14 protein-coding genes and 2 pseudogenes are annotated in these 21,319 nt (G+C 52.8%); 8 read left to right on the plus strand and 8 right to left on the minus strand.

Going from position 1 to position 21,319, the window contains the following annotated elements; genetic code table 11:
* The first annotated feature begins 34 nt into the window (after window positions 1–34).
* The 5 genes from ycaO to DZE2538_RS10520 all read left to right on the plus strand — a co-directional run bounded on the left by ycaO (window position 35) and on the right by DZE2538_RS10520 (window position 8,123).
* Entirely contained in the window at window positions 35–1,798 is a 1,764-nt protein-coding gene (gene ycaO / locus DZE2538_RS10500) for a 30S ribosomal protein S12 methylthiotransferase accessory factor YcaO (RefSeq protein ID WP_038916292.1), read from the plus strand.
* A gap of 634 nt (window positions 1,799–2,432) precedes the next feature.
* Entirely contained in the window at window positions 2,433–3,290 is an 858-nt protein-coding gene (gene focA, locus DZE2538_RS10505; protein ID WP_012884951.1) for a formate transporter FocA, read from the plus strand.
* Window positions 3,291–3,346: 56 nt separating this feature from the next.
* Entirely contained in the window at window positions 3,347–5,629 is a 2,283-nt protein-coding gene (gene pflB, locus DZE2538_RS10510; RefSeq protein ID WP_028085640.1) for a formate C-acetyltransferase, read from the plus strand.
* A gap of 302 nt (window positions 5,630–5,931) precedes the next feature.
* Complete coding sequence (gene pflA / locus DZE2538_RS10515) at window positions 5,932–6,672, plus strand: pyruvate formate lyase 1-activating protein (RefSeq protein WP_019846568.1); 741 nt, start codon at window positions 5,932–5,934, stop codon at window positions 6,670–6,672.
* A gap of 521 nt (window positions 6,673–7,193) precedes the next feature.
* Window positions 7,194–8,123, plus strand: coding sequence for a LysR family transcriptional regulator (locus DZE2538_RS10520; protein ID WP_023639840.1), 930 nt, complete (start codon window positions 7,194–7,196; stop codon window positions 8,121–8,123).
* 22 nt (window positions 8,124–8,145) lie between these two features.
* Here DZE2538_RS10520 and DZE2538_RS10525 read toward each other — a convergent pair whose 3' ends face one another.
* Window positions 8,146–9,294 carry an MFS transporter gene (locus DZE2538_RS10525; protein ID WP_023639841.1) on the minus strand — a complete coding sequence of 383 codons (1,149 nt, stop codon included), beginning with the start codon at window positions 9,292–9,294 and terminating at the stop codon, window positions 8,146–8,148.
* Between the two features lie 141 nt (window positions 9,295–9,435).
* Window positions 9,436–10,344: a LysR family transcriptional regulator gene (locus DZE2538_RS10530; protein WP_038916293.1), complete on the minus strand. Its 909-nt coding sequence runs from the start codon at window positions 10,342–10,344 to the stop codon at window positions 9,436–9,438.
* A 102-nt stretch (window positions 10,345–10,446) separates the two neighbouring features.
* On the opposite strand from DZE2538_RS10530, the gene DZE2538_RS10535 reads away from it, so the two are divergent.
* The 3 genes from DZE2538_RS10535 to DZE2538_RS10545 all read left to right on the plus strand — a co-directional run bounded on the left by DZE2538_RS10535 (window position 10,447) and on the right by DZE2538_RS10545 (window position 13,007).
* Window positions 10,447–11,322, plus strand: a complete 876-nt coding sequence (locus DZE2538_RS10535) for an MBL fold metallo-hydrolase (protein ID WP_038916294.1) — start codon at window positions 10,447–10,449, stop codon at window positions 11,320–11,322.
* A 287-nt stretch (window positions 11,323–11,609) separates the two neighbouring features.
* Window positions 11,610–12,254: a DsbA family protein gene (locus tag DZE2538_RS10540; protein WP_023639844.1), complete on the plus strand. Its 645-nt coding sequence runs from the start codon at window positions 11,610–11,612 to the stop codon at window positions 12,252–12,254.
* Window positions 12,255–12,401: 147 nt separating this feature from the next.
* Window positions 12,402–13,007 carry a glutathione S-transferase family protein gene (locus tag DZE2538_RS10545; protein ID WP_038916295.1) on the plus strand — a complete coding sequence of 202 codons (606 nt, stop codon included), beginning with the start codon at window positions 12,402–12,404 and terminating at the stop codon, window positions 13,005–13,007.
* 76 nt (window positions 13,008–13,083) lie between these two features.
* Here DZE2538_RS10545 and dmsD read toward each other — a convergent pair whose 3' ends face one another.
* The 6 genes and pseudogenes from dmsD to DZE2538_RS21485 all read right to left on the minus strand — a co-directional run.
* On the minus strand, window positions 13,084–13,698 hold the full coding sequence (dmsD, locus tag DZE2538_RS10550) for a Tat proofreading chaperone DmsD (protein WP_038916296.1): 615 nt from the start codon (window positions 13,696–13,698) through the stop codon (window positions 13,084–13,086).
* 281 nt (window positions 13,699–13,979) lie between these two features.
* The gene (gene serS, locus DZE2538_RS10555) at window positions 13,980–15,275 is read right to left on the minus strand and encodes a serine--tRNA ligase (protein WP_038916298.1); all 1,296 of its coding nucleotides are present in this window, start codon (window positions 15,273–15,275) and stop codon (window positions 13,980–13,982) included.
* A gap of 105 nt (window positions 15,276–15,380) precedes the next feature.
* A complete protein-coding gene (locus tag DZE2538_RS10560) occupies window positions 15,381–16,724 on the minus strand; it encodes a replication-associated recombination protein A (protein ID WP_038916299.1) in 1,344 nt (447 codons plus the stop codon).
* A gap of 7 nt (window positions 16,725–16,731) precedes the next feature.
* Entirely contained in the window at window positions 16,732–17,346 is a 615-nt protein-coding gene (lolA, locus tag DZE2538_RS10565) for an outer membrane lipoprotein periplasmic chaperone LolA (protein WP_016943751.1), read from the minus strand.
* Window positions 17,347–17,535: 189 nt separating this feature from the next.
* A pseudogene (locus DZE2538_RS10570) lies at window positions 17,536–20,304 on the minus strand (DNA translocase FtsK); the annotation flags it as partial.
* A gap of 429 nt (window positions 20,305–20,733) precedes the next feature.
* Window positions 20,734–21,171: pseudogene (locus DZE2538_RS21485) on the minus strand (DNA translocase FtsK 4TM domain-containing protein); the annotation flags it as partial.
* Between the last annotated feature and the right edge of the window lie 148 nt (window positions 21,172–21,319).

A 21,319-nucleotide genomic window follows, 5' to 3' on the forward strand; every position in this document is an offset into this window, starting at 1 on the left:
TGCAGCCTCCTCATCACATATTCAGGTTCGAACCATGACCCAAACGTTTATCCCAGGCAAAGACGCCGCCCTGGAAGATTCCATCGCCCGTTTTCAACAACAACTCCTCGACCTGGGGTTTAACATCGAAGAAGCCTCCTGGCTGAACCCGGTGCCCAACGTCTGGTCGGTACATATTCGCGACCGCGACTGCGCACTGTGTTTCACCAATGGCAAAGGCGCTACCCGAAAAGCGGCGCTGGCTTCCGCATTGGGTGAGTACTTCGAACGACTGTCCACCAACTACTTTTTTGCCGACTTCTATCTGGGAAAACACATCGCCGAAGGTGACTTCGTGCATTACCCTGACGAGAAGTGGTTCCCGCTTCCTGAAGATGAAAGCCTGCCGGAAGGCATTCTGGATGCTCGTCTGCATGCTTTCTACGACCCTGAGCAGCAACTGGTCGCCAGCGATCTTATCGATCTGCAATCTGGCAACCACGAGCGCGGCATCTGCGCCCTGCCGTTTACCCGCCAGTCGGACCAGCAGACGGTTTACATCCCGATGAACATCATCGGTAATTTGTACGTGTCGAACGGCATGTCGGCCGGTAATACCCGCAATGAAGCGCGTGTTCAGGGGCTGTCAGAAGTATTCGAACGTTATGTGAAAAACCGGATTATCGCCGAATCCATCAGCCTGCCGTCGATCCCGGCGGAGGTGTTATCACGTTATCCAGGCGTGGTGGAAGCCATTGCCACACTGGAGCAAGAAGGCTTTCCAATATTTGCCTATGATGCTTCGCTCGGTGGTCAGTACCCGGTTATCTGTGTCGTGCTGTTCAACCCGGCGAATGGCACCTGTTTTGCATCGTTCGGCGCGCATCCAGATTTTGGCGTAGCGCTTGAGAGAACGGTGACCGAATTGCTTCAGGGCCGTGGACTGAAAGATCTGGACGTGTTCACACCGCCGACATTCGATAATGAGGAAGTTGCCGAACACACCAATCTGGAAACCCATTTTATCGATTCCAGCGGTCTTATCTCCTGGGATTTGTTTAAAACCCAGTCAGATTATGACTTCGCCGATTGGAATTTCAGCGGTACTACCGAGCAAGAGTTCGCGACACTGATGGCCATCTTCAATAAGGAAGATAAAGAAGTTTACATCGCGGATTATGAGCATCTCTCAGTGTATGCCTGCCGTATTCTGGTGCCGGGCATGTCGGATATCTATCCGGCAGAAGACCTGCTGTTAGCAAACAACAGTATGGGAGCACATCTGCGCGAAACACTACTGTCCTTGCCGGATAGTCAGTGGGAAAAAGAAGACTATCTGGCATTACTGCAGCAGTTGGACGATGAAGGCCTGGATGATTTTACCCGTGTGCGCGAATTGTTGGGGATAGCAACCGGTAAAGATAACGGCTGGTTCACATTGCGTATTGGCGAGCTGAAATCCATGCTGGCACTGGCAGGCGGCGATCTGGAGCAAGCACTGAGCTGGGCCGAATGGTCACTGGATTTCAACCAGTCAGTCTTCTCTGCGGCGCGCGGTAATTATTACCGTTGCCTGCAAACACTGCTTCAACTGGCGCTGGAGCCTGAACGCGACCCTGCTCAGTACTACGATGCCTTTGTCCGTATGTACGGCCGGGATGCCGTCGATGCCGCCAGCGCAGCGATTGCCGGTGAGCAATGCTTCTATGGCTTATTCACCGTTGATGCCGATTTGAAAGCACTGCCCGCTCATCAGTCCCTACTGGCAGCCTATGAAAAATTGCAGCGCGCTAAGCGTGCACACTGGCAGGTGAAGTAAGCGTTATCTCAGCAGACCGGATGACGCTATCGTTATCCGGTTGCTGTTTGCGACACAGACCACTGCGTATCAGACAGACTATGCGTTTACGCCCACAAGTTGACTTGCAAAACAACGCACTCACATGTTGAACAACACCACGAATGGGTATGCAAATCGAAGCCTACTGGCCAGGCAAGTAAGCGCACCGACACCATTGCAACGTGCGTAATGACAGGGATATGACCTACTTCTATACCGGTTCATCAGCCCTGCAGATCTGTAGTCGCCCAATATACCGATTAACCACAGATTATTTATGGTTAATTTAAAGTACACCGAAATGACTTTTATAAATTCGCTATTGTTATCGAATGGTAAATAGCAAATTAAATAATATAAATTTGGAAGATGATATCACTACAAAGACTTATTTTATTTAACGTCACGCGGACTAATTTCAACTCACAATTCAACTGTTTTGATAATTTTTAAAAAAATTTTCTACATATAAAACAATAGGATATAAGCAAAATCACCCAAAACCCTCCTCCTGATCAGCCTAATAAATTCCAGCGGTATGATCCACGTCAAATTATGGCGAATAACCCTTTGTTAGTATCTCACCGTAGATAATTTTTAAGAGAGAGTTAGTGTGAAAGCTGACAACCCCTTCACCTTGTTATTACCACCAGCGATGGCGAAAGTCGCAGAAGATGCCGGTGTGTATAAAGCAACAAAACAACCGCTTACTACGTTTTTCCTGGCGATCACTGCTGGCGTATTTATTTCAATCGCATTCGTTTTTTATATCACGGCTACCACCGGTTCCTCGTCCATGCCGTATGGGATGGCTAAACTGGTCGGGGGTATCTGCTTCTCCCTGGGATTGATGCTGGTGGTTGTCTGCGGTGCTGATTTATTCACATCGACAGTGCTGATTGTTATCGCTAAAGCCAGCGGGCGTATTACCTGGAAACAGCTAGGATTAAACTGGCTCAATGTCTATGTCGGCAACCTGATTGGCGCGTTGTTTTTCGTTGCGTTGATGTGGTTTTCCGGTGAGCACATGGTGGCAAATGGCGCCTGGGGCCTGAATGTACTGCAAACGGCTAATCACAAACTGGAACATACGTTCGTTGAAGCGTTATGTCTTGGGATACTGGCAAACCTGATGGTCTGCCTGGCTGTTTGGATGAGCTATTCTGGCCGGACACTGACTGACAAAATGCTGGCAATGATTCTGCCTGTCGCGATGTTCGTCGCCAGCGGCTTCGAGCACAGTATCGCCAACATGTTCATGATCCCGATGGGGATTGTGGTTAAGAACTTCGCTCCAGAAACTTTCTGGCACGCCATCAGCATGACGCCGGGCCAGTTTGAACACTTGACCATCAGCAACTTTATTGTCGATAACCTGATTCCTGTCACGATCGGCAACATTATTGGTGGTGGACTGCTGGTAGGCTTGACCTATTGGGTCATTTATTTGCGCGGTGGGGATCAGCACTAAGCTGCTGTCGGCCGCAACGTCGGGTTATAAAAATCCAAATCAAAGGTAGGTGTAATATGACCGAACTTAATCAGAAACTCGCCCAGGCTTGGGAAGGTTTTAGCAAAGGCGAATGGCAGAATGGCGTCAACGTACGTGACTTCATTCAGAAAAACTACGCGCCGTATGAAGGTGACGAATCATTTTTGGCTGGTGCTACCCCAGCAACGACTAAACTGTGGGATGCCGTTATGGAAGGCATCAAACAGGAAAACCGCACCCATGCGCCGGTTGATTTCGATACCGACGTTGCTGCCACCATCACCTCTCACGATGCTGGCTATATCAACAAGAGCCTGGAAAAAATCGTCGGTCTGCAAACAGACGCTCCGCTGAAACGTGCACTGATTCCGTTCGGCGGTATCAAAATGGTTGAAGGCTCCTGTAAGGTTTATGGCCGTGAACTGGACCCGCAGCTGAAAAAAATCTTCACCGAATACCGTAAAACCCACAACCAGGGTGTATTCGATGTTTACACGCCGGATATCCTGCGCTGCCGTAAGTCTGGCGTATTGACTGGTCTGCCTGATGCTTATGGCCGTGGTCGTATCATCGGTGACTACCGTCGTGTTGCTCTGTACGGTATCGACTATCTGATGGCGGACAAATTCGCTCAGTTCACTTCCCTGCAGTCCAAACTGGAAAACGGCGAAGATCTGGAAGCGACTATCCGTCTGCGTGAAGAAATCGCTGACCAGCACCACGCTCTGTCACAAATCAAAGAGATGGCGGCGAAGTATGGCTGCGATATCGCTGGCCCGGCAACCAACGCCAAAGAAGCGGTTCAGTGGACTTACTTCGGCTATCTGGCTGCGGTGAAATCTCAGAACGGCGCGGCGATGTCCTTTGGTCGTGTGTCTACGTTCCTGGATGTCTACATCGAGCGCGATCTGAAAGCAGGCAAAATCACCGAGCAAGACGCTCAGGAATTGATCGACCACCTAGTGATGAAACTGCGTATGGTGCGTTTCCTGCGTACCCCTGAATACGATGAACTGTTCTCCGGTGACCCGATTTGGGCAACGGAGTCTCTGGCTGGTATGGGTCTGGATGGCCGTACGCTGGTTACCAAAAACAGCTTCCGTTTCCTGAACACCCTGTACACCATGGGGCCGTCTCCGGAACCGAACATGACCATCCTGTGGTCTGAAAAACTGCCGCTGAACTTCAAGAAATTCGCCGCTAAAGTGTCTATCGATACCTCTTCTCTGCAGTACGAGAACGATGACCTGATGCGTCCGGACTTCAACAACGACGATTATGCTATCGCTTGCTGTGTAAGCCCGATGGTTGTCGGTAAACAAATGCAGTTCTTCGGTGCTCGCGCTAACCTGGCGAAAACCATGCTGTACGCAATCAACGGCGGTGTGGACGAAAAACTGAAAATGCAGGTTGGTCCGAAATCCGAACCGATCAAAGGCGATGTACTGAACTTTGACGAAGTGATGGAACGTATGGATCACTTCATGGACTGGCTGGCTAAACAGTACGTCACCGCGCTGAACATCATCCACTACATGCACGACAAATACAGCTACGAAGCGTCGCTGATGGCTCTGCATGACCGTGACGTGTTCCGTACTATGGCATGTGGTATCGCCGGCCTGTCTGTTGCCGCTGACTCCCTGTCTGCCATCAAATACGCTAAAGTCAAACCGGTTCGTGACGAAAATGGTCTGGCCGTTGACTTTGACATCGAAGGCGAATACCCGCAGTTCGGTAACAACGATTCACGCGTTGATGACCTGGCTTGTGACCTGGTTGAACGTTTCATGAAGAAAATTCAGAAACTGAATACCTACCGTGGTGCGACCCCGACTCAGTCCGTACTGACCATCACCTCCAACGTGGTATACGGTAAGAAAACCGGTAACACGCCGGATGGTCGTCGCGCTGGTGCACCGTTCGGACCGGGTGCCAACCCGATGCACGGTCGTGACCAGAAAGGTGCTGTTGCCTCTCTGACCTCCGTCGCTAAACTGCCGTTCGCCTACGCGAAAGATGGTATCTCTTATACCTTCTCTATCGTGCCGAACGCACTGGGTAAAGACGATGACGTGCGTAAAACCAACCTGGCTGGTTTGATGGATGGTTACTTCCACCACGAAGCGTCTATCGAAGGTGGTCAACACCTGAACGTCAACGTAATGAACCGCGAAATGCTGCTCGACGCGATGGAAAACCCGGAAAAATATCCGCAGTTGACCATCCGTGTATCAGGTTACGCCGTTCGCTTTAACTCGCTGACCAAAGAACAGCAGCAAGACGTTATTACCCGTACTTTCACTCAGTCCATGTAATTACATGTCTGTCTGAAAAGGCGTAAACTAAAGGCTCCACATCGGTGGGGCCTTTTTATAACGGGTATCCAGTCCGTTTTCTTTGTGGGCCGCTTAGCGGCGCTAAAGATTTCTTCCGGAAATTTTTTCACCACTCCTGCCGAAATAAATCAGAACCTGTTTTGTCAGCCTGCTCTCATCGGCTGGCAGGCTGACAAAACAGATTCGACGCCGAACACCGTGGTGTAGCCCTCCGTGCTACCCTGTTGTTACTGCGCTCATTGCAGGCCGTTATTTCCCGGCCCAACCTGGAGAAACCTCGCATGTCAGTTATTGGTCGCATTCACTCTTTCGAATCCTGTGGCACCGTAGACGGCCCCGGTATTCGCTTCATCACCTTTTTCCAGGGGTGCTTGATGCGTTGCCTCTACTGCCATAATCGTGATACCTGGGATACCCACGGCGGTAAGGAAATCACGGTGGAAGAGTTGATGAAGGAAGTGGTGACCTATCGCCATTTTATGAATGCGTCCGGCGGCGGTGTAACGGCATCAGGCGGTGAGGCTATTCTGCAAGCTGAATTCGTGCGCGACTGGTTCCGAGCCTGTCATGAGCAAGGGATTAATACCTGTCTGGACACCAACGGTTTTGTACGGCGCTACGACCCAGTAATTGACGAGCTGCTGGATGCCACCGACCTGGTTATGTTGGATCTCAAGCAGCTTAACGACGAGATACACCAAAATCTGGTAGGGGTATCCAATCACCGTACACTGGATTTTGCCCGCTATCTTGCCAAACGCAACCAACGTACCTGGATTCGTTATGTGGTCGTGCCTGGCTGGAGTGATGACGATGCCTCCACTCATTTGCTGGGCGAGTTTACCCAAGGGATGAGTAACATTGAAAAGATAGAGCTATTGCCCTATCACGAATTAGGCAAGCACAAATGGACAGCCATGGGCGAGGAATACAAGCTGGATGGCGTGAAGCCGCCTAAAGCTGACACCATGGATCGCGTGAAGTCCATTTTGGCCAGTTACGGCCACAAAGTGGTGTATTAATCGGTAAACACCATCGTTCAAGACAGGGATAACCCGCCTGCCTTGCTGACCAGCCGGGGTTCACGTCATCTGCTGACGCACTCTGGCTGGCTATCGTCACCCTTTCCCCTTACTCCATTTGCTGGCCCATCGCCCGCAGGCATCACCGTTTTCCTCGTTCGTCACGTGTCACAATCCGAAGCAAGCGCGCACGATAAAAATAAAGCATGATAACGACCATGTGACAGAGAACAGCGCGCCACTCAATGAGACAATCTGGAGAAACTCAGGGCACCGTGTATCATCACACTGTAGGGCATCTACTCGTTACTGATAAGGCGAGAGGTATACGCCACAGAAAAAAGACATTGAACACAATGGACGGCGTTCAATGCGAATTGAACCAGCTTATACCCAAAGTAATCACACCCCAGGACAAACGCTGGCCCACATCGATACTCGTACGACGCGAGAATGGAGTGATACCGCCAGCATGTCTGCAACCTGAATTACGCTGGGTATTTGTGTTTCAGGGACACACTATGCGGCTCGATAAACTGGAAATTCGTTGGCTGAAGCTATTCTGTAAGATTGTTGAGAATAAAGGCATCACCAATGCACAAGACGCCACTGGTCTGAGTCAGCCGGTGCTAAGTCACTACCTGTCACGACTAGAAGATACGCTAGGGCTCATTCTGTGCGAGCGCGGCCGTGGTGGGTTTTCGCTCACCACAGAAGGCGAACTGGTTTATCAGGAAGCGCGTTCGGTTATCGCTACACTGGATGATTTTGCCAATCGACTGGCTCGTATCAAACATGAGCTGATTGGTGAGGTGCGACTGGGCTGCCTGGATAATATTGTCTCACATCCGGAGCGAGCCGTTCCGCTGGCCATACGCCGCTTACTTGAGTTGAGCCCCGATGCATCCATGAACCTCTACGTTAGCGACCATCAGTCGCTGATGGAGCGGCTACGCAACAGTGAACTAGATGTCGTGTTGACCGTACTGCCAGACGATGTGCCACCTGATATTTTCTTCCAGCCAGCCTTTATTGAACACAGTTCATTCTATGCTGCTGCGGAACACGCTGAACGCATTGAACAGGAATGGCGTGACGGCACCCTTAACCCGAAGCGGTTATTGGTTGGCGGCTACGCCATGAACGATATTTGCAAACAACTTGGAGCAGTGGCTAAACAAGGACAACAAAACATTGCCTGTAGCGAGGAAGGTTGCATGCTACTGATTTTAGCCGGCACCCACGTGGGTTTTCTTCCAGACCATTATGCCTCACGCTGGGTACAGGAAGGCATGCTGACGGCCATTGCGCCGGAAAACCTGCAACTTAACAGTATTTTTTATCTGGTGCGCAACGCCAGACAGCGATTAAGCCCGGTGGCTGAAGTCCTGTGGAACAACATTGCCGAAATCGGGCGACTCTCGCCAGCATATCGTCGACACCGACTGTAAGTCAGTCGGCACGGCTGTAACCTCATACCGCCAGTGGTCGGGGGTGATGGTCGGCTTTTTTCAGCAGAATAATCAAATACCCCAGAGAGACCGCTGCAATCAGCACAAACAGTAACTTGTCGGAATAGGTCTGCATCAGCATGGCGGCAAGGCTCGGTCCGCACAGGCTGCCAATAGTATAGCTAAGCAGTAGTGCCTGATTCATGGCGACCAGCTCATTGGGTGCCACCTTCTCGCAAGCCCACGACATTGCGACCGGATAAAGCGTAAACCCGGCAGCACCAAGCAGAAACAGTGACGACGCCATGCTATACCGCCCCGGAAGCAGTATCGCCAGCGAACCAAGGATCACGGCAAACACCAGCACCCGCAGCACCAGCAATCTACCGTAGCGATCCGCCATCCGCCCGACGGGCCATTGCCCGAGAATGCCCGCGCTGATTAATAACGCCATCCAGTAACCGACACTGGCGTCACTCATCCCCTGATGAGCCAGATACAACGGCATCAAGCCGTACAACGATCCCAGAATGATCCCGGAAATGACACACCCTTGAATCCCCAGCCGGGCGGTACGATAGCGTAGCATCCGCCAGACGTTGACACGGTGCGTAACGGGTTGAGGGGGCGGGATGCGGGCAAACAGTAAGGGCAGAGCAGCCAGCAGCACCAACGCCACCAGCCAGGGTAGGATATTTAACAGTGCGGTAGACACCATACTCAGGAGCAGTTGCCCAACAACGCTGCCCAAATAGTAGGCCATCATGTACGCAGCCAGCAATTGCCCTCGATTGAGCGCATTACCGCTGCACAACAGCGCACTTTCTACGACAACCCAAATGAGCGCACAGGCAATCCCGGCAACAAAACGCCACAGAATCCAACTCCCGATGTCCGGCGATAATGCTAACGCCGCCGTCGCCCCGGCAAACATCAGTACGGCCAGGTAATAACTGCGATTAAAACCGCCGTATCGAATTAGCCTGCCTGCCACCAACGTACCGACCAAATTCCCACTGAAATAGGCTGACCCTACAACGCCTACCTGCCAGACCGGCAATTGACGATCATTAAGCCATAACGGCACCAGCGTATTTAACACTGCCAGACAAACAGTAAGCAGCAACAGCCCACAGAGCAACAGCAGAACCGGGCGTGTATAGGTTGACATGGAAAGGCAAACCGAAAAGAGAGGATATTTTGCGCGCATCATGCCACTGGCAATGGCAAAGTCAATCGCCTTCTCACCGGCTGTCGCACATTTTGTCCATGCGTCCCGATTGCTGGCCGATGCGGTGCCTTGGCGGGCATCTCAGCGCCGGGCTACGCGTTTCCACTCCAGGTTATTACCGAACCACTCCGCCAGAAAATCCACCAGCGCTCGCAACGCAGGCGACATTCTCTCGCGCGAGTGATACACCGCGTAAATATCCAACTCTTGCGGCTGTGATTCCGGAAATAGGGCAATCAGTCGTTTACTGGTGATCAGATCGGTAACGGAATAGACCGGTTGTAAACTCACTCCGGCACCATTTAACGCCGCCTCCAGCAGCACCAGCGAATCATTGGCGCTGAAACTACCGCTGACCGGTACCGCTATAACATCGCCTTTACGAGTAAACTGCCACAGGCTCTTACCGAAGAACGAATAGGTCAGGCAATTATGTACGGCCAGATCTTCCACGCGCTGGGGCGTACCGTGCGCAGCCAAATACGAAGGTGACGCACACACGATCGATGGGCAGCCTCCCAACCGACGGGCAATTAACCCCGAATCTAGCTGATTGGTAATGCGAATCGCCAGGTCGATGCGTTCTTCAATCAGATTCAGAGTATGGCTTGCGACCTGCAGGTCAACTGCCGTTTTGGGATAACGCAGCAGATATGCCGTAATGGCTGCAACCAACGTCGCCTGCGCCAGTGACGGAGAACAGGTCAGCCGCAGTAAGCCCGAGGGCTCCTTCCTGCCTTTGGCTGGCATATCGAGTTTGTGCGATACAGCCAACAACTCACGACAGTGCTGCAACACCGTTTCGCCCTCATGGGTCAGACTCAATTGTCGGGTACTGCGATGCAATAATCGGGCCTCAGCCCAGCGCTCCATTTCAGCCAGATACCGGGTCACCATCGCGCGGGACATCTCCAGCGCGTCGGCAGCCCCAGTCAGGCTACCTTGTTCGGTGATGGTGACAAATACCTGAGCGGCGGTGATTCTATCCATTATTTGTCCGATTTATGCAACAAAGAAGACCGAAAGCGAGGATTTTTCTTTATAAAAATGAAATTTATCATGATGTCCTCTCATTCAGGAAGGAGTATTCCCATGTTAAAACGCACCCTGCTTGCCACGCTGTTAGCGTCTATGGCATTTTCCGCTTCCGCAGCATTAAAAATGGAAGTCTATAACCCTGGAGAAAAATCCCTTTTCCCAGTGTCGTCTGAAATCATCACCGGGGACCATGATGCCTTACTTATTGATGCCCAGTTTCAGCGTAACGACGCCGAGAATCTGGTGGCAAAGATCCGCGCTACCGGAAAAAAACTGAAGACTATCTACATCAGCCATCATGATCCGGATTTCTATTTTGGTCTGGATGTCTTGAAAGCAGCCTTCCCTTATGCACAGATTGTGGCCACACCACAAACTATCGCGGCCATCAATGCGACCAAAGACAAGAAAGTCGCTTACTGGGGCCCCATCCTGAAAGAAAATGCACCGAAGCAGGTCGTCATTCCGCAGCCCCTGACCACCGATCACCTGACGCTTGAAGGCAGCAATATCGATATCATGGGTCTGAAAGGCGCAACGCCGGACCGAACCTTTGTCTGGATCCCGGCACTGAAAACTGTTGTCGGCGGCGTGCAAACCTCGGCCAATATTCATGTGTGGGTCGCAGATACCCAAACTATCGCCTCACGTCAGGCGTGGTTGAGCGATCTGGATACTATCGATAAGCTCAAACCCACCACAGTCGTACCCGGTCACTACCTGCCGAACAAAGATGGCACATCGCCCTGGTCACTACAGAATGTGAGCTTTACCCGGAATTACCTGAAAACCTTCGAGAAAAATATTCCATTGTCAGCAAATAGCACTGCGTTGGTTGACGCAATGAAACACGCTTACCCGGACCTTGGTGAAGCCGCATCGCTGGAATTGAGCGCCAAGGTCATCAAAGGCGAAATGCAGTGGCCTTAATATTCGCCTGATAGTATCCGAGGTTGCGGCAACTCAGCTTGCCTTGATGCCGGGCGGTGACGGACTTTTCTTTCAGGTTTGCGATCTATGATCGCAGAACCGGAAGGATAAAATGACGCCACCGCCTGCTAACTCTCAGGAAATAGACAATAATTAAGCTAGAGCGTCACACAGGTAGTCATAGCAGGCCACTCTGGCAATTGCTCGGGAAGGTTTGTGGCGCGATAACCAGTCTCTTTCCCTTTGCTGATGTGCCCTACCTATCGGGCAACATACGGAGCGTATGAATGAACAGGCTACACTACATATTCGATCCTCTGTGCGGTTGGTGTTACGCCGCAGCGCCGTTAATCCATGCAGCTCGCAAAATTGAAGGGCTGCCTGTTGTGCTGCATGCTGGTGGTATGATGACCGGACCGAACCGGCGGCGCATCACGCCGGAATGGCGGGATTACGTTCAGCCGCACGATCGTCGCATTGCTCAAATGAGCGGACAGCCATTCGGTGATGGTTATTTCAATGGACTACTGTGGGATGTCACCGCCACGCTGGATTCAGAACCCCCCACAACGGCGATTCTGGCAGCCGAGGAGCTCGGTGGCAGGGGGATTGATTTACTCGAGCGTTTGCAACGCGCCCATTATGTTGAAGGACTGTGCATCTCCGAAACATCGGTACTACTGAAAATGGCGGTGGAAATCGGTTTGCCGCTGGAAGACTTTGAAAACGCCTGCATACACTGGCGTGGTTTACCCACTCGTAAACACATTGAGGAAAGCCGCCAGTGGCTAACCCAATCAGGCGGTGCCGGTTTCCCGACGGTAGTTTTCGCAGTAGACGATATTTTTACCACGTTGAATATCGCGCCCTGGCTAGGACGAGCAGACGACTGGCATAACTACCTGCTCAAACTGGTAGAAGAGAATCAATAGCCCACCTTCAACCCGCTATTTCATGACCAATGCCATCAGAAACAGCGGGTTGCCCCAGCCCAGGCGAGGCATCTGATTTTTCTTTTTTCGCCGGGCACGATATGGGATGGTAGTCCTTTCATCAGAAAAGCACACAGGGCGACCCTCATGATTCGAGTTCATCATCTCAATACCTCGCGCTCGCAGCGGATTTTATGGCTTCTGGAAGAGTTGGATGTCCCGTATGAGGTGGTCAATTACCAGCGCAATAAAACCACGATGCGCGCACCGGCCTCGTTACGCGATATTCATCCGCTGGGGAAAGCGCCGATCATTGAACACGATGGCAAGGTTCTCGCAGAAACGGGACTGATTCTGGAATATCTGGTTGCGACATTTGGCCCGCATCTGGCACCGCCCGCTGATAGCCCGGATTTCTGGCGTTACCGTTACTGGATGCACTACGCAGAGGGCTCGTTAATGTCGGCCATGTTACTCAAACTGGTGGCGTACAAGATGGGTCCGTTCGGCTGGCCAATCCGCAATATGGTCAATACCCAGTGCAACCTGCATTACGATTTTCTGGAACAAGAAGCGGCAACCTCTCGCTGGCTGGCCGGTGATGCTTTTTCAGCAGCGGATATCATGATGGGATTCCCATTGGATATTGCCGCTCAACGCGGCTGGATCTCACCTTCCCGCCCTCATCTGTGGCGTTTACTGGAAGCAATGCGGGCACGACCTGCCTGGCAGCGAGCTGCTCAATACGGATAAAGTATTCAACAGACACTATACACATCAATCCCCCCACTACTCACAGAGTGAGCCGGGGGATATTACTCAATGCGGATTAATAAAAAAGCGACTTCTCCTTCTGGATTAACTGAAAACGCCCCTGCCAGTCCTGCAAGGTAATGTGTGTCAAGCGAGCCACGCCCTGATAGAACGGATGGCAGCAATGGCGTTCCAGTAAATCCAGATAACGCATCGCCCACGGTAGCAAATGTTCACTAAGCAGTTCCGGCAGGTTGTCTGGCTGATTTTCCGCACACCACGCGGCCAGCATCAGCATCAACCCAATGTGGTCTTCCGGTTCATGGCGATCACAACGCGGCTCAATACCCAACTCCCGCAGCCAGCGCCGCAGCGCCAGTGTCGAATCACCAAACAACACGTTTTGCCTGTCAAGGTATACCGACCCCCAGGGGGGTACGGGCATGCCTTCATCACCACTGAGCCATCGCTTCCAGGCAAGCGATAACCGCTCATCGTAACCGGGTTGTAACCCGCTATGAATTTGTCGGGCAACAATGGCAATATCGGCCTGGTTACCACACGGCCATGTCTGCTGCCACGCGGAGTGCCTCAACCTTTCAATCAACGCGACATTGTGTTCATCATCAGGTGCATAATAGAGTAGCGCACCCAGTAAGCGCCCGGTCAGACTAACAATATGTCGTGGCATAAATCACCTCGCTGGCTCAATCCTCAGGAGTTTTCCCCTTGTTCTCATCGTGCTGCCCTTGCCTTTCTTCTTTTGAAAGCCACTCGGTCAGTGCAATGACAAAAAACTTAGAACCCGATGAGCCTACGCTCCATAAGAGGATGCCTGAATCCTCTAATCAACGTCGTGATCGGCACGGAATCAGACAATTCCACACCACGTCATCATGCCAGGATGAATTTCAAAAGATAAAAAAAGCGCCCCGAAGGGCGCTTTAATGAGAACGTTGAAATAGGCGAGGGTTAGCCAATAAACTGCGCACCGTTCATGTACGGACGCAGCACTTCTGGCACTTCGATCCGGCCGTCGGCTTGCTGATAATTTTCCAGCACCGCCACCAGCGCACGCCCAACCGCCAGACCAGAGCCGTTCAGGGTATGTACCAGCCGGGTTTTCTTATCACCTTTGCTGCGGCAACGCGCTAGCATACGGCGGGCCTGAAAATCCCCACAGTTGGAACAGGAGGAAATTTCACGGTAAGTATTCTGCGCCGGCAGCCAGACTTCCAGATCGTAGGTTTTGCAAGCACCAAAGCCCATGTCGCCGCTACACAGCAATACTTTGCGGTAAGGAAGTTTCAGCAGTTGCAGCACTTTTTCTGCATGACCAGTCAGTTCTTCCAGCGCCTGCATAGAGTCTTCGGGGCGGACAATCTGCACCATTTCCACTTTATCAAACTGGTGTACACGTATCAGACCACGCATATCCCGGCCATACGACCCGGCCTCAGAGCGGAAACACGGTGTATGTGCGGTCATTTTGATCGGCAGAGATTCTTCATCCAGAATTTCATCACGCACCAGGTTGGTCAGTGGGACTTCCGCTGTTGGGATCAACGCATAGTTGCTGCTGTCCGCTTCTTCTTCCAGCGGGCGAGTATGGAACAAATCCTCTTTAAACTTAGGCAACTGCCCCGTGCCATACAACGTGGCATGGTTAACCAGATAAGGAACATACGCTTCTTCATAGCCATGCTCAGCGGTATGCAAGTTAAGCATGAACTGCGCTAGCGCACGATGTAACCGGGCAATCTGACCCCTCATCACCGAAAAACGAGACCCCGTCAGTTTTACCCCGAGCGCCATGCTCAGGCCGCCGGTCAGCTCCCCTAAATCGACATGGTCACGCACCGGAAAATCAAACCGACGTGGTTCACCCCAACGCATGACTTCCTGATTTTCAGAATCATCTTTACCCAACGGTACACAGTCATCCGGCATATTGGGAATAGTCAGTGCAATACTCTGGATCTCATTCTGAATCTGTTCCAGCTCAACTTTAGCAGCATCCAGTCTTTCACCCAGCGTATTCACTTCTCGGCGCAATGGCTCAATATCTTCCCCACGCGACTTGGCCGCTCCGATCTCTTTCGATCGGGAGTTACGTTCTGCCTGCAAATTTTCTGTTTCGACCTGAAGCACTTTGCGGCGTTCTTCTAGTTTACGCAGTGCTTCCACATCCAGTTTAAAATTTCGGCGAGCCAGTAATTTTTCGGCAACTGCGTCTAGCTCATTACGCAGCAAGTTGGGATCGAGCATGCTAGTCCTGTGCTTGTATTATTAAGGGGATATAGATAATGCAGGGTGCCGGTGGCGGCCCCCTGCAGCAGAAAATCTCGCAATAACCTTACCGCAACGTTAATGCTAGCGGTAGCGTTTTGTCGGGCTATTTTGATCCTGAGCAGCGAGCCAGGCCAGCTTTTCACCAATCTTGCCCTCTAAACCACGAGAAGTCGGCTGGTAATAGCGTGTTTCTGCCATTTCAGGGGGAAAATACACTTCGCCAGCGGCGTAAGCGTTAACTTCATCATGCGCGTAGCGGTACTCTGCACCCAGCCCCATCTCTTTCATCAGGCGGGTGGGCGCATTGCGTAAATGCTCCGGCACATCGTAATCCGGTTTTTCTCGGGCATCACGCATCGCCGATTTAAACGCGGTATACACGGCGTTACTTTTCGGCGCACACGCCAGATACACTATCGCCTGAGCGATAGCCCGCTCGCCTTCTGCCGGGCCGACCCGAGTGAAACAATCCCAGGCGGCTATCGCCACCTGCATGGCCCGCGGGTCGGCATTACCGACATCCTCGGATGCAATCGCCAACAGACGCCGGGCAACGTATAACGGATCACCGCCAGCGGTAATAATACGGGCATACCAATACAACGCGGCATCCGGTGCCGAACCACGAACCGATTTATGCAATGCTGAAATCAGGTCGTAATAACGATCGCCTTTGTTGTCAAAACGAGCGCTGCGTTCGCCAGAAACTTCTTTCAGTAATTCCAGCGTCAGCAGGCGACGGCCGGTGGCATCGACTTCAGCCATATCCGCCATCATTTCCAGCAGATTCAACGAACGGCGAGCGTCGCCGTTAACCAGTTCAGCCAGCAAGCGGCGGGTTTCATCCGGCAGAACAATCTGCTGCCCACCCAATCCGCGCGCTTTGTCCTGTAACGCCTGCAACAGTACCTGCTCAATATCGTCGACACTCAATGCTTTGAGCAGATAAACACGTGCGCGAGACAATAACGCCGAATTGAGTTCGAACGATGGGTTTTCCGTGGTAGCACCAATAAATGTGATGGTGCCATCTTCGATATGCGGTAAAAAGGCATCCTGCTGACTTTTGTTAAACCGGTGCACTTCATCCACAAACAGGATGGTACGCCGTCCGGCATCACGGTTCTGACGAGCCCGTTCAATCGCCTCGCGAATCTCCTTGATACCCGACGTTACTGCAGAAATACGCTCGACATCAGCCTGACCGTAATGACCAATCAACTCAGCCAGCGTCGTCTTCCCGGTGCCTGGCGGTCCCCACAGAATCATGGAGTGAAGCTGCCCGGCTTCAATCGCACGCGGCAACGGTTTACCTGGCCCCAACAGGTGCTGCTGGCCAATATACTGTGCCAGAGTAACCGGCCGCATTCTCGCGGCCAGTGGCTGAAACTGTTGGCTGGAAAAGTCGAGGGACAGGTTACTCACACACGCCTCACTGACGCTGGTCGTCCACCGCTACGCCTTTCGGCGGCGTAAAACGAAACTTCGCGGCATCCACATCGCCATTCTGCTGGTTCTTCAACGTATAGGCACTGCGCTGCCCATCCTGTTCGGTGGCGGTAAAACCATGAATCGTGCCATCGCTGCTCACGTTGATAGAAAACCGCTTGAGGTTACCGCTCGCCACCCGGGGGGTCAGATCAAACTCATCCCCTTTCTGACTCACGTTATATTTGCCCCAGTCTTTCGGGTCGTTACGAGTAATCAGAATAAACGGTGTATTACCTGTCGCGTCTTTCACCCAAGTTGCCGTGACTTGTTCCACGAAAGGGTTATAAAACCATAACGTTTTGCCGTCAGACACCAGCGTGCTTTCATCCGGTGACGTGGTTTTCCAGTTGAACAGATTCGGGCGTTTTACCCATAGTTCACCGGCCCCTTCTTGCACTGCCGCACCATCATCCGTCGTGACTTTCTGCGCAAAGCTGGCATGAAAGCTATTCACTTTGCTAAGACGGCTCTGCAAATCACTGGCAGCATCAGCATAGACTGCGCTGGAAACCAGACTGGTGAGCAAACAGCCCGTTATCAACCCTATTTTTATCATACAAAAAATCCTTTGCGTGTTCTTACCGCGACTGCGGCTAACCACAGGCGTCGCGCTCAACCGAACGCGACTCGGCTGGGCGCTACTGTATCCCAGCCGGAAGCGGCATGACAGACGAATTATCTGTTATCTACGACATTTTACGCTTCTTTGCAGGACGGGTGCAGGAAGCGACATCACCACTGAACATTACTCCATCGGTGGTGGAGCCAGCACCTCACGGTTACCATTATGGCCGGGGCTGCTGACTATCCCCTGCATTTCCATCTGCTCGACGATACGCGCTGCGCGGTTATAACCGATGCGGAACTGGCGCTGTACCCCAGAAATTGAAGCCCGCCGTTTTTCCACCACGAACGCTACCGCCTGATCGAACAACGGATCCAATTCTTCGTCTCCGTCAAAGCCCAGGCTACCGCCCTCGCCATCGTCATCACCGCTAATAATGCTATCGATATACTCAGGACGGCCACGCGCTTTCCAATCCTGAACCACCGCATGCACTTCCTGATCACGCACAAACGCGCCGTGAACACGAATCGGGATCGACGAGTTGGGCGCCATATACAGCATATCCCCCATACCCAGCAACGATTCTGCGCCACCCTGATCGAGGATGGTACGAGAATCAATCTTGCTTGATACGGTAAAGGCAATTCGGGTCGGGATGTTGGCCTTAATAAGGCCTGTAATCACGTCGACCGACGGACGCTGCGTTGCCAGCACCAGATGTATCCCAGCAGCACGGGCCTTCTGCGCCAGACGAGCGATCAGCTCTTCCACCTTCTTGCCCACTGCCATCATCAGGTCAGCGAATTCGTCAACCATCACCACGATATAAGGCAGTTTCTCCAACACCGGCGGTTGGGTATCCATACTGTCGCCCGGTTTCCAGAACGGATCTGGGATCGGCCGCCCCATCGATTCCGCCTGCATCACGCGTTCGTTATAACCGCTGAGGTTACGCACGCCCAGTGCTGACATCAGTTTATAGCGACGCTCCATCTCACCCACACACCAACGCAGTGCGTTAGCGGCGTCCTTCATGTCGGTCACCACTTCAGTCAGCAAGTGTGGGATACCCTCGTATACCGACAATTCCAGCATTTTCGGGTCGATCATAATAAAGCGAACATCCGCTGGCGTCGCTTTATACAGCATGCTGATGATCATGGCGTTCACACCAACCGATTTCCCGGAACCGGTGGTACCGGCCACCAGTAAGTGCGGCATTTTCGCCAGATCGGCCACCACTGGCTGGCCAGAGATATCTTTGCCCAATACCACAGCCAGCGGCGACGCGTTGTCACGGAATCGGTCACAATCCAGCACTTCCCGAAGGAAAACGGTCTGACGGTGGCGGTTAGGCAGTTCAAGCCCCACGTAAGGTTTGCCGGGGATAACCTCGACAATACGCACCGCGACCACCGACAACGAACGTGCCAGATCACGCGCCAAATTGGAAATACGGGCGGCCTTGACGCCAGGGGCTAAGTCCAGCTCAAACCGCGTGATCACCGGCCCGGGATGGTAATCCACTACCGTTGCTTTGACGCGGTAATCCGCCAGTCTGGTTTCAATCAAACGCGCCATCTCATCGAGTGCAACGCGATCAACCGGCGCGTCATTCATCGACGGAGGCGTTAGCAGATCCAACGACGGCAATGGCGTTGTCGGTTTTTGCAGCGGTTGATCATTTCGCATCAGGAAGGGATGGATCAGGCTATCCATAATCGACGGCGATGATTCCATTTGTGCAGGTTTAGGCTCAACCGGCGCTGAGGATGGCTCATCATCCGGGAACGACTCCTGCGCAGAAAGGGTAAACAGCGGCTCCGATGGACCATCATCCACAAGGTCGGCAAACGGCGAAATGGCAAAAACGCTGTCTTTTGTCTTGGGTACTTCTGTCTGAGGTGCTTCCACCTGATGTACTGTAGACTGATGTACTGCTGGCTGGCGTGGTGCTTCGGTTTTCAGCACATTGCCAGAGACATAACTGCCTGTGTCTACGGGTGGTTCAGCCACGACGGCACGCGGCACATCCATCTCTTGCGGTTCTGGCTCATGGGTTTCACCGTAACGGGAGTGCTGCATGGCAGCGAAATCACGCGCCAGTTGCGCCTGCAATAGCGCATCTTGTGCCTCTTCGTGGTCCGGGTAGGTGTCGCCGTAGCGCTCACGTTGCTGGTCAGCAAAGGCTTGCCGCAATGCTGCTTCCTGGGCCAACGCCTCCTGATCCTCGTCAGCAAAACCTGTCGGTGACGGTTGCGCAGAATGCAGCGATGATTGAGCAGCCAATGCCACCACCGTATCCGATGGCGTGACACCATCCTGCGCCAGCAGCCCCTCAGGTGCGGTTAGCTCATTTTGCGTAGTTGAATCGATTGTCGGCTGCTCTGCATGGGATGCCTGCGCCCGTTCTGCCTCACGAGCCTGCTGTTCAGCCAGCCGCTGCGAAGGCAGTTTGATACCATATGATGCCAACTCACGCCGGGTAGGAATGCGTACCGGATTGGGTCGCGGCAATTCCGGCCCCATACCGCGTTTCACCTGTGGATTATTCTCTTCATCGGTGGTGAATGCCGGCATAAACGGCGTCGCACTCTTCGGCTCCGGTTCACTCACTACTGCGGCGACAGTATGGGTAACGGCGGCCACGGTTGTCACTGTTGCTGCTGTTCGGCCAATACGATCGTCTACCTGTAATGTCAGCGGTTGCCAGTCCGGCATGGACTCCGGTAATGATGGCGCAGAGCCGAACGATGAGGACATTACGCCGCCAGAGACAGACGATGGCGGATAGGACGTCGTCACCGGAGGAACATCCGCTCGCGGAGCGACTTCCGGTGTGGGTTTTATGGGCGACGGCACCGAGTAAGCGGTCGGCTCTGGCAACGGCGTCATCGCTATCGGTTCAGGATGTGGCTTCAGCACCGGTTCCGCATCAGGCGTCGCCGCCATGTTCTGACTCTGATTTTCCCTCTGCACATCCTCTGCGGTCGCAGCGATACCAGCGACTGGGGTGGCTGGCGTATCCGCCTGCGCTGATGCCGCCGCCCCTGCCGATATGGCCGTCACAGCAGGTGCGAAAAACAGCACGTCATCTTCGTCATCGTCTGCCGGGGACGGTGCAGACGCCATCAGCACATCGTCTTTATCAGCATGTGCGACGTCATGCGCGCGCTCTTCACGCAAACTATCATGACGGGAGGATTCGTGTTTCGCGTCTACTACTGGCTGTTCATCGATATCATCGTCATCGTAGAGGTAATCATCTTCACGACGACGGCCGGAAAAGAGTGTCAGACACCCCATGACACCGGCACCGATCTTTTCCGCAATCGTCAACCAGGACCAGCCCGTGAACAGGGTCAACCCTGCCGCCCACACGCACAACAAAATCATGGTGCCACCAATATTGTTGAAGCGCGGAATCATTGAGCTACTGAGCAGGCTGCCGAGTACGCCGCCAGAGGCGAAATAGTAGATATCGTCTACGTTAAGCGCCGCCAGCCCACAGGAAGTCAGTATCAAGGCCAGTGTGCCGATAAGGCGCAATGAGAGGGCAAAATAATCCAATGTGGCACGTTGCCCGCGCTGGCGATGGACAACCCAGCACAGCGAGATCATCACCACAGGAATGGCATACGCCAGTACGCCAAAAACGAAAAACAGAGTATCGGCCAGCCAGGCCCCTACCCCGCCCCCCAGATTATGAATCGGCTCATGCCAGGCAGTCTGTGACCAACTGGGGTCCGAAGGGCTGAAACTCAGTAGCGCTACTGCCAGATAAACGGCAAAGAGCACCACGACGATTAACATCGCTTCCAGTAAACGTCGACCCGCGCTGAGTTTTTTCAGCGTGATGTCTTTATCTTCTGTGTATTCCTGGCTCAAGCGTCTCTCCAGGTTCCCTGTAAATGTTTCATGATAAAGCGCCGAGTATCACCCGGCGCCATACTGTACAGAT

This window comes from Dickeya zeae NCPPB 2538 (genome assembly GCF_000406165.1).
Taxonomy (GTDB): domain Bacteria; phylum Pseudomonadota; class Gammaproteobacteria; order Enterobacterales; family Enterobacteriaceae; genus Dickeya; species Dickeya zeae.